12 protein-coding genes are annotated in these 13,275 nt (G+C 69.5%); 7 read left to right on the top strand and 5 right to left on the bottom strand.

Going from position 1 to position 13,275, the window contains the following annotated elements; genetic code table 11:
- Window positions 1–7: 7 nt before the first annotated feature.
- Window positions 8–1,141 carry a DUF808 domain-containing protein gene (locus tag R0145_RS00400; protein WP_317838459.1) on the bottom strand — a complete coding sequence of 378 codons (1,134 nt, stop codon included), beginning with the start codon at window positions 1,139–1,141 and terminating at the stop codon, window positions 8–10.
- 249 nt (window positions 1,142–1,390) lie between these two features.
- Here R0145_RS00400 and R0145_RS00395 point away from each other — a divergent pair, with 249 nt between their 5' ends.
- On the top strand, window positions 1,391–2,053 hold the full coding sequence (locus R0145_RS00395; RefSeq protein WP_317838458.1) for a DUF1345 domain-containing protein: 663 nt from the start codon (window positions 1,391–1,393) through the stop codon (window positions 2,051–2,053).
- A gap of 499 nt (window positions 2,054–2,552) precedes the next feature.
- Here R0145_RS00395 and R0145_RS00390 read toward each other — a convergent pair whose 3' ends face one another.
- Window positions 2,553–3,206, bottom strand: a complete 654-nt coding sequence (locus R0145_RS00390; protein WP_317838457.1) for a DedA family protein — start codon at window positions 3,204–3,206, stop codon at window positions 2,553–2,555.
- Between the two features lie 237 nt (window positions 3,207–3,443).
- On the opposite strand from R0145_RS00390, the gene R0145_RS00385 reads away from it, so the two are divergent.
- The 5 genes from R0145_RS00385 (at window position 3,444) to R0145_RS00365 (ending at window position 9,219) form a co-directional block, all read left to right on the top strand.
- Window positions 3,444–4,586 (top strand): Gfo/Idh/MocA family oxidoreductase, encoded by a 1,143-nt coding sequence (locus R0145_RS00385; protein ID WP_317840278.1) that lies wholly within the window; start codon window positions 3,444–3,446, stop codon window positions 4,584–4,586.
- A gap of 48 nt (window positions 4,587–4,634) precedes the next feature.
- Entirely contained in the window at window positions 4,635–5,636 is a 1,002-nt protein-coding gene (locus R0145_RS00380; protein ID WP_317838456.1) for a sugar phosphate isomerase/epimerase, read from the top strand.
- A gap of 331 nt (window positions 5,637–5,967) precedes the next feature.
- On the top strand, window positions 5,968–7,497 hold the full coding sequence (locus R0145_RS00375; protein ID WP_317838455.1) for an MFS transporter: 1,530 nt from the start codon (window positions 5,968–5,970) through the stop codon (window positions 7,495–7,497).
- Window positions 7,498–7,631: 134 nt separating this feature from the next.
- Window positions 7,632–8,618, top strand: coding sequence for a LacI family DNA-binding transcriptional regulator (locus R0145_RS00370; RefSeq protein WP_317838454.1), 987 nt, complete (start codon window positions 7,632–7,634; stop codon window positions 8,616–8,618).
- A 55-nt stretch (window positions 8,619–8,673) separates the two neighbouring features.
- Entirely contained in the window at window positions 8,674–9,219 is a 546-nt protein-coding gene (locus R0145_RS00365; RefSeq protein WP_317838453.1) for a DinB family protein, read from the top strand.
- 74 nt (window positions 9,220–9,293) lie between these two features.
- On the opposite strand, the gene R0145_RS00360 is transcribed toward R0145_RS00365, so the two are convergent.
- From R0145_RS00360 to R0145_RS00350, 3 genes are all read right to left on the bottom strand, one after another.
- Window positions 9,294–10,628 (bottom strand): MFS transporter, encoded by a 1,335-nt coding sequence (locus R0145_RS00360; RefSeq protein ID WP_317838452.1) that lies wholly within the window; start codon window positions 10,626–10,628, stop codon window positions 9,294–9,296.
- Between the two features lie 11 nt (window positions 10,629–10,639).
- On the bottom strand, window positions 10,640–11,287 hold the full coding sequence (locus R0145_RS00355) for an NAD(P)-dependent oxidoreductase (RefSeq protein ID WP_317838451.1): 648 nt from the start codon (window positions 11,285–11,287) through the stop codon (window positions 10,640–10,642).
- A 115-nt stretch (window positions 11,288–11,402) separates the two neighbouring features.
- The gene (locus tag R0145_RS00350; RefSeq protein ID WP_317838450.1) at window positions 11,403–12,344 is read right to left on the bottom strand and encodes an aldo/keto reductase; all 942 of its coding nucleotides are present in this window, start codon (window positions 12,342–12,344) and stop codon (window positions 11,403–11,405) included.
- A 181-nt stretch (window positions 12,345–12,525) separates the two neighbouring features.
- Here R0145_RS00350 and R0145_RS00345 point away from each other — a divergent pair, with 181 nt between their 5' ends.
- Window positions 12,526–13,155: a hypothetical protein gene (locus tag R0145_RS00345; RefSeq protein ID WP_317838449.1), complete on the top strand. Its 630-nt coding sequence runs from the start codon at window positions 12,526–12,528 to the stop codon at window positions 13,153–13,155.
- Window positions 13,156–13,275 lie beyond the last annotated feature (120 nt).

Here is a 13,275-nt window from a genome sequence, read left to right as displayed (position 1 = left end):
ACGTCCGTCAGTGGTCGGCATCCTCCTGCGGGTCGGCATCCTCCTGCGGGTCGCCCTCGTGACCCGAGGCACCCGAGGCACCGGCCTCGTCTGCCGCACCCTCGTGCACGTCGTGGCGGCGGAACGGCAGCAGGTGCGCGATCCCGGCGAGCACGGTGCCGATCACGATCGCGACCACCGCCGAGCCGAGGGTGTCGATCAGCCAGGCCAGCAGGCCGCCGATCCCCGGCACCTCGTGCGCCGGGGCGGCCAGGTGGTGCAGCAGGTCGGCGGGGGCGTGCCAGCCCAGCGTGTTCGCCCCGGAGACCAGGATGTGCCCACCGACCCAGAGCATGGCGGCGATGCCGACGGTCGACAACACCGACAGCACGGTGGGCATCGCGGCGACCAGCACCCTGCCGACGCGCCGGGCGACCGGCCGGTCGCGGCCGCTCAGCACCAGTCCGATGTCGTCCATCTTCACGATCAGGGCCACCACGCCGTATACCAACGCGGTCAGCGCCAGCGCCACCAGAGCCAGGGTGAGCGTCTTGGGCAGCAGCGGCATGGCCGCGTCCCGGCTGGCGTTCACCGTGGCCAGCGAGATCACCATGATCTCGGCCGACAGGATGAAGTCGGTCCGCACCGCGCCGTTGACCAGGGTGCGTTCGGACTCCGCGCCCTGCTCGACGACCGGACCACGCCGTTCGGCCTGCACGGCATGTGCGGCTCGCACCGGCTGTTCGGCCTCCGGAGCGTGTTCGGCCCGCGCGGCCTGTTCGGCCTGTGCAGCCTGTTCGGGCTCTGCAGCCCGCCTCGGCCGGCCAGAGCGCCGGCGCCCGTTGCGGACCGCCTCCAGCAGCTTCTCCGCCCCTTCGAAGGACAGGTAGAGACCACCCAGCATCAGCAGCGGGGTGAGCACCACCGGCAGGAAGTGGTCGAGAACGAGCAGGACGACGATCAGGATCGCCTTGTTGACCAGGGAGCCCCGGGCAATCCGCCAGATGACGGGCAACTCGCGGCTGGGATGGATCCCCGCCACGTACTGCGGGGTCACCGCGGCGTCGTCGACCACCACTCCGACAGCCTTGGTGCTGGTGGCGCTGGCGGCCTTGGCGATCATCGCCACGTCGTCGAGCAGGGCGGCGAGTCCACCGGCCATAGGATCCTCCCGGAGTACGGTCCGTTGTGTCCTGCGTACGAGCGGTGACGTACGCCTTCGGGGCGCGGACGTCGTGACGTACGCCGCTGCAGCGTACGAGACGCGCCCGCACGCCCGGCAGCGAAACTAGCAGCACGCTGTGACATCCGGGTCACGCGGTCCAGAGAGGGTCGTGCGGTCCAGACAGGGTCGGCCCGGTCCAGACAGGGTCGTGCGGTTCGATCCTGGCCGCCGCTGAGAGGAGACGAAGTGAGCACGACACGCCCGAGCGGGACACGCCCGTTCCATCGGTTGGTGCTGGTCAAGCTGGCCGCGTGCGTGGTCCTCGGCCTGCTGGCCGGGCTGGTGGTCCTGCTCACCTGGCGTCCGGAGGCCGCCGCTGTGTCGGGCTGGATCGTCACCGCCGGCATCTACTGCGCCTGGACCTGGGCGAGCGTCGTCCGGATGGACGCGGTGGAGACGCGGACCCATGCCACCGAGGAGGACACCGGTCGGGGCCCCACCGACGTCATCCTGCTGGTCGCCTCGGTCGCCAGTCTGGTCGGTGTCGGCGTGCTGCTGGCGGCATCCTCGCAGAAGGGCGCCACGGCGATCATCGAGACCGGGCTGGGTGTGCTGTGCGTGGCAGCGTCCTGGGTGCTGGTGCACGTCCTGTTCACGATGCGCTACGCCCGGCTCTACTACGACGGCGACGGCGGCGTCGACTTCAACCAGGACGAGGACCCGGACTACCAGGATTTCGCCTATCTGTCCTTCACCCTCGGGATGACCTACCAGGTCAGCGACACCGCCCTGACCAGCAAGACGATCCGCCGGACCGTGCTGCGCCACACCCTGATCAGCTACCTGCTCGGCGCCGTGGTGCTCGCCTCGACGGTCAACCTGCTCGCGTCGATCGCCTCGAGCTTCTGAGGCCTGGCCCGCCCGCCCCCGACCACCTCGCCGACGCCCGCCCGCGAGCGCATCATGCGGGCAGAGGCCCGGTCCGGCGATGGCTCCAGCGTGTCGATGGCGCCGAACCGATCCGACGTGGTGCGCCCCAGGTCTGTTGTCGAGCCGGAAATTCACCCCCCTGGTGACAGCCCGACTGCTCTCGCGGCCAACGTCGGAGCTGGCTATCGGAACAGATGCACGGAATGGCGCCGTGTTTACCCGCGGGGCAGATGCCACTCGGCCACAGATGGTCACCCGGGGGGTGAAACCTGCGTTCGACAACAGACCCAGGATCCTGGCAGACAGAACGCCGCAATCCGCCCCGGACGTCCCAGCGGGACGCACTCGGCCCGCTGAGGCGCGGATCGACGCTGCGCCGGAAGGTCCGCACACGCAGCCAAGACGTCGAGCCGGGCGCCGACGGATGACGAGGGGCCCACGACGAGAGCGGCTCACGACGAGAACGGGAGAAGCGTCCCTACTCCGACTCCCCCGACTCGGCGAGGCGTTCGGCGGCGTACGCCTCGACCCGCCGCTCGAAGGAGCGCCCGACCACCCGCCCGACGAGCAGACCGACCAGCAACAGCACCAGCAGCAGACCCCAGCTCGCCTCCTTGAGGTAACGGTCGGCGGCAGTGCCGACCAATTGGACGACGACGGCGATCCCACCGGCCCAGCAGGCCGCTCCTGCGGCGTTCGCCATCAGGAACCGCGGATAGGCCAACCGCAGCGTGCCCGCCAGCGGACCGGCGAACATCCGCAACAGCGCGATGAACCGGCCGACGAAGACCGTTCCGGTGCCGTAGCGGTCGAAGAGGTGATCGGCGTACGCGATCCGGTCCGCGGTGATGTGCCGCGGGAAGCGCGCCGCCAGCCGGTCCAGCAGCGCTGGCCCGTAATGCCATCCGACGCTGTAGCCGATCGAGTCGCCGATCACCGCTCCGATGAAGGCGGCGACCGCCACCCACATCCCGGAGATGTGCAGCTCGGGCCGGGTGCTCAGCACCGATCCGGTGATCAGGGCGGTCTCCCCCGGCACCGGCACGCCGATGCTCTCCACGCCGACCAGTAGGCCGATGACGACGTAGACCGCCAGCGGCGGGATGGACTGGAGGAGCGCGATGAAGGTCATGACATCCCAGGATCGGGGGGCGAGAGGTACGAAGAGATCCGACGGTAGCCGGACGGCGCTGAGAGCCCGCGAAGGCGCCGGGGGCAACTCCTCGCCGTCCCACGTACTTGACAGGACAAAGTCAGCTACTACATACTCGAATACAGCTACTTACGCGCGTTAGTTCGTTTCAGATCAGAACCAACGGAGGTTCAAATGTCCGAGCAAACTTTCAATGTCGCTGTGATCGGGGCCGGCATGGCCGGCACAACCCACGCCAATGCGTGGCGCCAGGTCGGCACGGTCTTCGACCTGGGTCTGCCCAAGATTCGCCTCTCCACGATCGCAGACGCCTATCTCCCGTTCGCCGAGGACGCCGCCCAGCGCTACGGGTACGACAAGGCGGTGACGGACTGGCGAGCGGTGGCCGAGGACCCCGACATCGACATCGTCTCGATCGTCGTCGGTAATGCCCTGCACCGCGAGATTGCCGAGGCCCTGATCCGGGCCGGCAAGCACGTGCTGTGTGAGAAGCCACTGGCCGACACTCTGGAGAACGCCAAGGCCATGGCCGACGCCGAGGCCGCGGCCGAGGCCGTCACCGCGGTCGGGTTCACGTTCCGTCGCAACGCCGCCCTGGCCGAGATCGCCAAACTGGTGCACGAGGGCCACCTCGGCCAGATCGCCCACATCGATGGCCGCTACTGGTGTGACTACGGCGTCGACCCCAACACCCCGATCGCGTGGCGCTACAAGGGCCCGATGGGCTCCGGCGCCCTGGGAGATGTCGGGTCCCACCTCATCGATGCCGCGGAGCTGGTGAGTGGGCCGCTGACGTCTGTCTCCGGAGCGGTGATGTCGACCGTCATCAAGGAGCGCCCCAAGGCCCGCGGTCACGTGACGCGTGGGACGACATCCGACGCCGACGGGGAGAAGGAGGCTGTGGAGAACGACGATGTGACCACCTTCACGGCGCACTTCGCCAGTGGCGCAGTCGGCACGTTCTCCTGCTCGCGGGTCGCCTGGAACATGCCGAACTCGCTGCGGATCGAGGTACTCGGCACCAAAGGACGCGCCGGATGGGACCTGGCCCGCACCGGTGAGATCTTCCTCGACGATGCCAGCGCGCCTGCCGGTATCGCCGGGCCCCGTCAGGTCCTCGTCAACCCCGACTTCCCGTACTTCGGCCGGGGGTCCTCGATGGCGTTCGGCGGGGTGGGCCTGACCCAGATCGAGCAATTCACCTACCAGGCCTATGCCTTCCTGCAGCAAGTGGCCGGAGTCACCGAAGGAGCACTGCCCAGGTGCGCCACCTTCGCCGACGGCTACCGGGAGCTGCGTATCGCCGACGCCATCGCCCGTTCCGCCGCCAACGGCGGGGCCGAGATCGCGATCTCCTGACCACCCGACCGATCAACTCCACACGACAAGGACAAAGGAGTCACCACCATGTCTATCAGCTACGGCGCCTACACCGCCTGCCTCCACGACCGGTCCCTCGGTGAGGCACTTGACGTCCTCAAGGGCGCCGGCCTGTCCGGCGCGGAGGTCAACGTCGGGGGGTTCATCCCCTCGCCCCACTGCCCGGCCGAGACCATCCTCGGCTCGGCGACCGCCCGCGACGACTACCTCGGTATCTTCGCCGAACACGGCATCGAGCTCACCGGCCTCAACGCGAACGGCAATCCGATCTCCCCGCTGCCCAACGAGGGCCTCCTGCACGCCGCAGACCTCCGCCGCGCCATCCGTACGGCCGGCGCCCTGGGCGTCAAGGAGGTGGTAACGATGTCCGGCACCCCCGGCACCGACGCCACCGCGAAGTACCCCACGTGGGTCGTCAACCCCTGGAACGGGATCGACATGGAGATCCTCGACTACCAGTGGACCGTCGCCGTCCCATTCTTCAAGGAGATCGACGCCCTGGCCCGGGACAACGGTGTCAACGTCTGCCTCGAGCTGCACCCCCGCAACCTCGTCTTCAACGTTCCCTCCTTCGAGCGTCTGATCGAGGAGACCGGCGCGACGAACATCAAGGTCAACATGGATCCCTCGCATCTGTTCTGGCAGCAGGCCGAGCCGATCGAGGCCGTCAAGCGCCTCGGTTCCCTGGTCGCGCACGTCCATGCCAAGGACACCAAGGTCTTCCCGGGTGCCGCCTACCGTGGCGTCCTCGACACCGACTTCGGGCACGTCCCCGCCGAGGCCGAGGGCAAGGTCCCGGTTGCGGAGAGCTACTGGTGCACGGCCTGGCCACAGGACCCGGCATGGCGCTTCGTCGCCTTCGGCCTCGGTCACGACACCGCGTACTGGGCGGAGTTCCTGCGGACGATCCAGGCCGCCAACCCGGACATGGTCGTCAACATCGAGCACGAGGACGCCGACTACGGCAACGTCGAGGGCCTCCAGATCTCGGCGAAGAACCTGCTCGCGGCCGCCGCGTTGATCGGCTGAACCCAGCAGCAGGTGATCGATCAGTGCCGCAGCCACCGCGGCACCGCCCGGGGCAGGGCTTGCCCTGTCCCGGGCACCGGCCAGTTCATCTGACCGGTGGCCGACTGTTTGATGGCCAGTCAAAGCGAAACCCGTGAATCCACGGTGTGCCGGCGCCAGAACCCCGCACACCGACCCGTCATTGATGACGAGACACCCTGAGGAGACAATGATGTCGTCCACCTCGAAACCTAGCCCCCTGAACCCGGCTGACCTCTCGCGCGACAAGGTCGCCGAACTCGTCCGGTCCACGCCTCCGTCGGGTAGACGCCGATCAGTCACGTTCGTCGCCGTGATCGCCACCCTCGGTTCGCTCCTGTTCGGTTACGACACCGGCGTCATCTCCGGTGCACTTCCGTACATGCAGATGCCCGAAGCCGCCCACGGGCTCTACCTGGACCCCGTGGAGGAAGGGCTCGTCGGCTTCTTCCTCCTTGTCGGGTGCGCTTTCGGCGCGTTCTTCGGCGGACGTCTCTCCGACCGCTTCGGGCGCCGCCACAACATCCTGGTGTTGGCGGTGATCTTCTTCCTGGGCGCCATCGCATGCGCCACGGCACCCAACCTCTGGATCCTCTACCCCGCCCGCTTCGTGCTCGGCTGTGCCGTCGGCGGCGCCTCCGCAACCGTCCCGGTCTACCTCGCCGAGACAGCCCCCAAACACATCCGCGGCACCCTCGTCGGCGTCGACCAGCTGATGATCGTCACCGGCCAACTCCTGGCGTTCGTGGTCAACGCAGCAATCGCCAACATCACCGGCGGTCCCGAGGCACTGGTCCGTTCGGTCGTGCCGGGGACCGTCTCCGTGCTCAACGGCGTGACCACGACGATCGAGGCCGGCCACAGCTACAGCTGGGAAGTGCTCCGCTCGGTGCAGGACTCCATCACCATCGCTTCCGGCAACGGCGAGACCTGGCGCTACATGCTGGTGATGGCCTCCATCCCGGCAGTGGCACTGTGGATCGGGATGCGGATGATGCCGGAATCCTCGCGCTGGCACGCGATCAACCTGCGGATCGTCGAGGCGATCGGCGAGCTCAAGCGCGTCCGGCCCGAGCACGAGGACGTCACTGACGAGATCGACGAGATCGTCGAACTCCATCGCCGTGAGGAGGAGATCGCCAAGTGGAACCTCGGGATGTGCTTCTCCACCAGATGGACCCGCAAGCTGTTGATCATCGGCTGCCTGATCGGCATCTTCAACCAAACCACCGGCGTGAACACGATGATGTACTACGCCCCCAAAGTGCTGCAGGCAGCCGGGTTCGGCACCCAGGCGGCCATCACCCTGACGGTGATCACCGGCGTCGCGTCGGTGGTAGGGTCGGCGACCGGCCTGTGGCTGCTGGCGAAACTCAACCGGCGCACCGTCCTGATCGGCGGGACGATCGGGCTGACGGTCATGCTGATCGTGATGACGGCAGTCTTCTACTTCGGCATCAACCCTCACCTGGATGCCAAGGGCAACGTCCTGGCCTCGATGCCACCGTTCGTGCCCTACCTCGTCGTGGCGGTCATCGCCCTCTACATGCTCTTCATGCAGAGCGGCAACGCACCCGGGACCTGGGTCGTGATGTCTGAACTGTTCCCGGCGAAGATCCGCGGTGTCGCGATGGGGTTCGCCGTACTGTGCATCTGGGTCTCGAACGCGATCATCACCTTCGTCTTCCCCTCGATGATGCAGTACATCGGCCCGGTGGGGACATACGCGATCTTCGCTGCACTGAACGTCATCGCCATCATCTGGATGATCCGGGTGGTCCCCGAGACCAAGCACTCCTCCCTGGAGGAACTCGAGGAGCAGTTCCAGACGCAGTACGCCTGACCGCCGAGGCGAGGGGTCACCGGCCGGGCGTGTCGACCGGCCAGGTGGCCCCGGTTGTCTCCTCGCGGCCGGATCGACAGCAGCTGGTATCCTCTGGCGGGTGGCGTAGGTCGCCCGTGGCCCGAGGAGCGTAGGTGGCCCATCAACCGACACAAGCGGACGTCGCCCGCGCCGCCGGGGTGTCACGTGGGGCGGTTTCGATGGCGTTGTCCGGCTCCGCCGGGGTGAGCGAGGACACCCGCCGGCGGATCATTGAGGCCGCCGAACGCATCGGCTATGTCCGCAACATCGGCGCGGCCGCCCTGGCGGGCAGTTTCGCCTCCTCCCTCGGCGTGGTGCTGCCCGACCTGCGCAACCCCTACTACGAGGGTCTGGTCGCGTCGATCCAGGCGCGCAGCAGCGAGGCCGACCTGCTCCCGCTGATCGTCACCGCGTTGGAGGACCCGGCGCTGGAGGCGACGATCCTCCGGCGACTGCATGAGCAGCGGGTGGCCGGCATCATCCTCGTCTCGCCCGTCGAGCCCTCCGACCAGCTCGTCGAGTTCGCCCGGCGGCTGCCGCTCACCGTCGTCGGGACCGAACCGATCGGCGGCACCGTCGACGTCGTGCACATGGACGAGGACCGGGCCGCCCGGCTGGTCGCCGACCACATCCGGACCCGCGGCTGGACGCGGGCCCTGCACCTCTCCGGCACCTCCACCGCGGGGGACACCTGGGTCGAACGCCGCCGCCTCGCCCTGGCCGAGGCCTTCCGCGGGCTCCCGTTCACCCAGGTGCGCGTGCCGTCCGGCGGCGCCATCACGCCGATCCTCGCCGCGCACGACGTCGAGGACCGCGATCGGCCGCTGGCCATCATCACCCACAACGACCTCCTCGCCATCGACGTCGTCCCCGCGGTGCACGCGATGGGATTGACCCCGGGCCGCGACGTCGCCATCCTCAGCTACGACGACACTCACATGGCGAACCGGCCGGAATGGTCACTGACCTCCGTGCACCAGGACACGGACGACCTGGCGAGGACGGCAGTCGAGAACATCCTGACCCGACAGGAATCACCGTCGTCCCTCGGGACCGAGTCGATCATCACGCCGACGCTCACTGTCCGCTCGACCAGCTGAGACGAGGCGCCCCGAGGTCTGGCCCAGCCCCGCGGGCGAATCCTACGATGAAACCGTGGAAACCACACACCAGCCGCCCCACAGCACTCCCGCCCGCCCCGACACGACCGACTGGACGGTGGTGATCGAAGAGGGCTGCCCGCAGTGCGGTTTCCGCCCGATCCGGCCGCTGAGCGAGATCGCGCACCGGCTGAGCGAGTCGATCGGGCGCTGGCAGGCCGTGCTGGACCGTCCGGAGGTGGCCGTACGCCCCGAACCCGACGTCTGGTCGCCCCTCGAGTACGCCTGCCACGTCCTCGACATCAACCGGGTGTTCACCACCCGGGTCGAAGAGATGCACTCCGAGGACACCCCCACCTTCGCCGAGTGGGACGGCGAGCTGGCCGCCGTGGCGGAGGACTACAACGCCCGCGACCCGCGCTCGGTCGCCTCGGACTACGAGATCGCCGCACACCGGGCCGCCGAGCTGTTCGACTCCCTGGAGGAGGATGCCTGGCAGCGCCCGGGCCTGCGCGCCGATGGGATGCGGTTCACCATCGCCACGCTGGCCGACTACTGGCTGCACGAGGTCCAGCACCACCTGGCCGACGTCCACGGCTGACCGCCCCACCCCGTCCCGCCGACCCGACACGGCCCGCCGGTGCCCGCCGACCTGACACGGCCGGCGCTCAGAACTCAAGCCGGGAGTACCCCCGGCCCGTCGGCACCACCGGCCGCGTACTCGGCCGACAACACCCGGTAGGACCGGGTGGTGAACGCCAGCCCGGTGATCAGCAGCCCGATCAGCGACGAGGCGATGAAGACCAGCGCGATGCCGCGGGCGTCACCGGCCCCGACCAGCCAGCCGAACGTACGCTGCCCCGGCCCGGAGGCCATGTACGGGATCAGCCCGTACTGCGCGATCGGGCCGATCAGGAACGCGGTGAGCGGCGCGGCCGCCGTCTCGATTGCCTGTGCGAACCCGAAGACGCGGCCCTGCACCGGGTACGGCACGACCCGCTGCAGGGTCGTCTGCTCGGCCGCCTCGATCACCGGGATCACCGCCATGTACAGGACCAGGCCGACCGCCAACAACACGATCGACTCCCGGATGGTGAAGACCAGCCCGATCAGGTAGATCACCACGTTGCCGAGCAACAGCAGCCGCAGCGGTGCCGGCCCGAGCCCGACGGCGGCCACCACGGCACCGCCGATGATGAACCCGAAGCTCACCACCCCCCACAGCAGGCCCCAGATCTCGACCGACACCAGGGTCAGGCCGTACGGGTCCAGCAGCGCCATGTACACCCCGCCGATGAGGTTGTTGAAGGTGGAGAAGATGATCAACGCGATCAGCCCCGGGACGGCAGCGACAGTCCGTACCGCGGCGGTGACGTCGACCGGTTGCGGCACCCCTTCGGCGGGCCGGATCTCCGCCTCGGGGATGGCGACGGTGAGCAGGTGCAGCAGCGAGAGCAGCGACAGGGCCACCGCGATGACGATCGTCCACCCCATGCCGAGCAGGCCGACCGCCAGCCCGCTGAACACCGAGGTGGCGGCGAAGCTCAGCCCGTTGACGATGCCCACCCGGCCGTTGGCCTTCGCCCGGCCCTCGGCCGGGACGAGCAGGGTGACCGTGGTGGTCAGCGCGATCTGACGGGCGCTCTCGGCGATCGCCCCGAAGAGCACCGCGGCGACGAAGAGCCAGAACGGGACCGCGCCGATGGTCAGCAGCCGGTCCCGCGGGAACGCCAGATAGCAGACCAGGGACAGCCCGAACGACACCACCGTCAGCAACTGGGCGCCGACCATCACCTTCTTCTTGCGGTGTCGGTCCACCAGCATGCCGAACGGGACGGCCATCACCGCCAGCAACAGCAGGTAGGAGCCGCCCATGATCGAGGTGGCGAGCACCGAGCGGGTCTCCAGGTAGATCCAGAAGGTGGCCGCGAACCACAGGAAGCTGGTGGTGAGGTTGGCGATGAAGGTGTTCGCCAGCAGCAGGGTGAAGGCGCGACCCGGCGTGGGCATCCGGGTCAGCGTCAGCCGTTGCCGACGGTGAACCGCCGGTTGCGGTGTGCCGGCGTCTCGATCTCGTCCAGCACCGCGACCGCCATCGTGCCGGTGGTCGTCCGGGACACGCCGTTGGCATCGACCAGCAGGTCGTCACCGCCGAGCACCGGTGTGCTCGCCGCGCCCGGCTCGAACAGCGCCGACGGCGAGATCCCCACCCACTCGACGGAGCAACCGCGGAGGAACTCCAGCTCGGCCAACTGCTGCTCCGGGATGCTCACCCACGCCTCGGAGCCCGGCATCTTCCGGATGTCCTCGACAAACAGATGGCCGTCCTCGCCGGCCCGCAGACTGCCGGCGCCGAGGATGAACACCAGCCGTGGCGCGTCGTCACCCAGGGTGGCGGCCTCGCGGACCAGCAGCCGGGCGAGGTCCACATGCAGGCGGGCGTCGGCCGGCGCGGCGCCGACGGCGTCGACCACCACGTCGTACGGCGCCAGGTCCGCCGCGGTCAGCGTCAGGGCGTCACGCACCGCGACGTCCGCCCCGGCCCCGAGGATCTCGTCGGCCCGCTGCTGGCTGCGGACGATCGCCGTCGGCCGGTGCCCGCGCTCGGCGGCCAGGGCGTGGATCTCACGACCGGCCTTGCCGGTGGCGCCGATGATGCCGATCTTCATGGTTCTCCTTGGTCGATTCGCGGATGGGCACGTCGGTCGGTTGGATGGGCGCGGAGCACGGGGGTTCGAGTGAGGTGGGTGCCCGGTCGTCGACGTCAGGCGAAGGGCGTCGGCCTCAGGCGAAGGGCGTCGACGCCGTGTCCAGGGCGGTGACCTGGTCGGGCGTGAGGGTGAGGCCCGGGGCGGCCATCAGGGTCGGGAGCTGCTCGGGAGTGCGGGCCGAGGCGATCGGCGCCGTGACCCCCTTGGCGAGCAGCCAGGCCAGGGCGACGGTCGCCGGAGCGGCGCCGGTCTGCTCGGCCACGGCCACCAGGGCATCCACCACGGCCAGGCCCTCGGTGGTCAGCCGGCCCTTGGCCGCGCCGGCACGCGCCGAGCCGGCCAGATCGGCCTCGGTACGGTACTTGCCGGAGAGGAAGCCCGACGCCAGCGCGTAGTACGGGAAGACGGCCAGGCCGGCCGAGGCGGCGAGCGGGCCGAATCCGGTCTCGTAGCCGTGCCGGCTGACCAGGTTGTACTCCGGCTGGATCGCCACCGGGGCGGCCAGCCCCTCGGCCGCGGCCACGTCGAGCCAGCCGCGCATCCGCTCCGGGGTGACGTTCGACATGCCGATGGCCCGGATCCGGCCGTCCTTCACCAGCCCGTCGAAGGTGGCGGCGATCTCCTCGATCGGGCGCTCCACGTCGTCGTAGTGGGCGTAGTAGAGGTCGATCCGGTCGGTCCGCAGCCGGCGCAGCGAGTCGTCGACCGCCGCCCGCACGTTGTCGGGGGCCAGGCCCTTGCGCCCCGGGTGCGCGCCGACCTTGGTGGCGATGACCAGCTCGTCGCGGTTGCCGCGGGCGGCCATCCAGTCACCGAGGATCGTCTCGGACTCGCCACCGTGGTTGCCCGGCACCCACGCGGAGTAGGAGTCGGCGGTGTCGACGAAGTTGCCGCCGGCGGCCACGAAGGCGTCGAGGACCGCAGCGGAGCCCTCGCGGTCGGACGTCCAGCCGAAGGTGTTGCCGCCCAGGTTGAGGGGGAAGATCTCGCTGTCGAGCGTCGGGATGCGTGCCATGACCCCACCCTGCCACACATGCTTCACGGTTCAAGCAGCGGGGTGCGCCGCCCGGCCGCCTCCCCTCAGGGGCGTCGTCGCCACCGGCCCCCGGCCCGCCGACACGCTCCCCGCTCGCGATCGCGGGAGGCGACACGGTTCCGCCGCAGCGGCACACTGGAGACACGAGTGAGGGGGCACGATGATCGAGTTCACCTGGACGGACACGGTGGCCGAGTCCCAGCTGTGGGCCCGGGAGCTCCGGTCGTTCGCCGGGAGCGCCGCCACCCTGGGCGAGCTGGCCGTACGCCGGGCCGACCTGGCGGCCCGTACGCTGCCGGCCGGCGTCTTCCCCGCCGGGACCACCGATCTCGACCTGCTCGACCAGATCCTGGTCGCGCGACCGCCGCAGACCCCGGTCGCCGACCTGCTGCTGGAGCCGGTCGGCGAGATCGAGGAGCGGTGCGCCCGGCTGGTGTTCGACGATCCCGGACGGGTCGCCGCATGGGACCGGCAGCAGCCCGTCGTGGCGCTGGGCGCCCCGGTGGTCCGCAACGACCAAGTGCTGGACACCGTCGGCTTCACCGCCGACTGTCTCGACGTCCAGCAGCAGGAATGGGCCGAACTGCGGGAGGGCTGGCTGCCGCGGTTGGCGGACGCCGGCTGGCAGCCGTGCAGCACCGCGTTCCTCACCGCCGCGATGACCGGCTTCCTCGACGTGTACCAGCGGCAGTCAGCGCCACGGATGCACGACGTCGTGCTGGTCGAGCCGCTGAGCCCGCACCCCGTCGTCCGCTCGGCCCTGGACGCCCTCCGGCCGGTACGCCGCTGACCGGCCGGATGCACCACTGACCGACCCGGATGCACCACTGACGAGCCGGGGACGCCGCCGACAGGCGAGTGGTAGCATCGCGGCGTGCTGTCCTGAGGATCGAGTCCGTCCCGCGCCCGA

Origin of the sequence: Raineyella sp. W15-4 (assembly GCF_033170155.1) — a bacterium.
Taxonomy (GTDB): Bacteria; Actinomycetota; Actinomycetes; order Propionibacteriales; family Propionibacteriaceae; genus Raineyella.
Note: the sequence above shows the minus strand (reverse complement) of the source record. Positions and strands in the feature narration are given on the sequence as shown.

Coding starts and splice junctions, on each gene's coding strand:
- R0145_RS00400 (WP_317838459.1), bottom strand. CDS start 1,141: ATGGCCGGTGGACTCGCCGCCCTGCTCGACGACGTGGCGATGATCGCC.
- R0145_RS00360 (WP_317838452.1), bottom strand. CDS start 10,628: ATGCCCACGCCGGGTCGCGCCTTCACCCTGCTGCTGGCGAACACCTTC.
- R0145_RS00345 (WP_317838449.1), top strand. CDS start 12,526: ATGATCGAGTTCACCTGGACGGACACGGTGGCCGAGTCCCAGCTGTGG.
- R0145_RS00380 (WP_317838456.1), top strand. CDS start 4,635: ATGTCTATCAGCTACGGCGCCTACACCGCCTGCCTCCACGACCGGTCC.
- R0145_RS00390 (WP_317838457.1), bottom strand. CDS start 3,206: ATGACCTTCATCGCGCTCCTCCAGTCCATCCCGCCGCTGGCGGTCTAC.
- R0145_RS00355 (WP_317838451.1), bottom strand. CDS start 11,287: ATGAAGATCGGCATCATCGGCGCCACCGGCAAGGCCGGTCGTGAGATC.
- R0145_RS00350 (WP_317838450.1), bottom strand. CDS start 12,344: ATGGCACGCATCCCGACGCTCGACAGCGAGATCTTCCCCCTCAACCTG.
- R0145_RS00385 (WP_317840278.1), top strand. CDS start 3,444: ATGGCCGGCACAACCCACGCCAATGCGTGGCGCCAGGTCGGCACGGTC.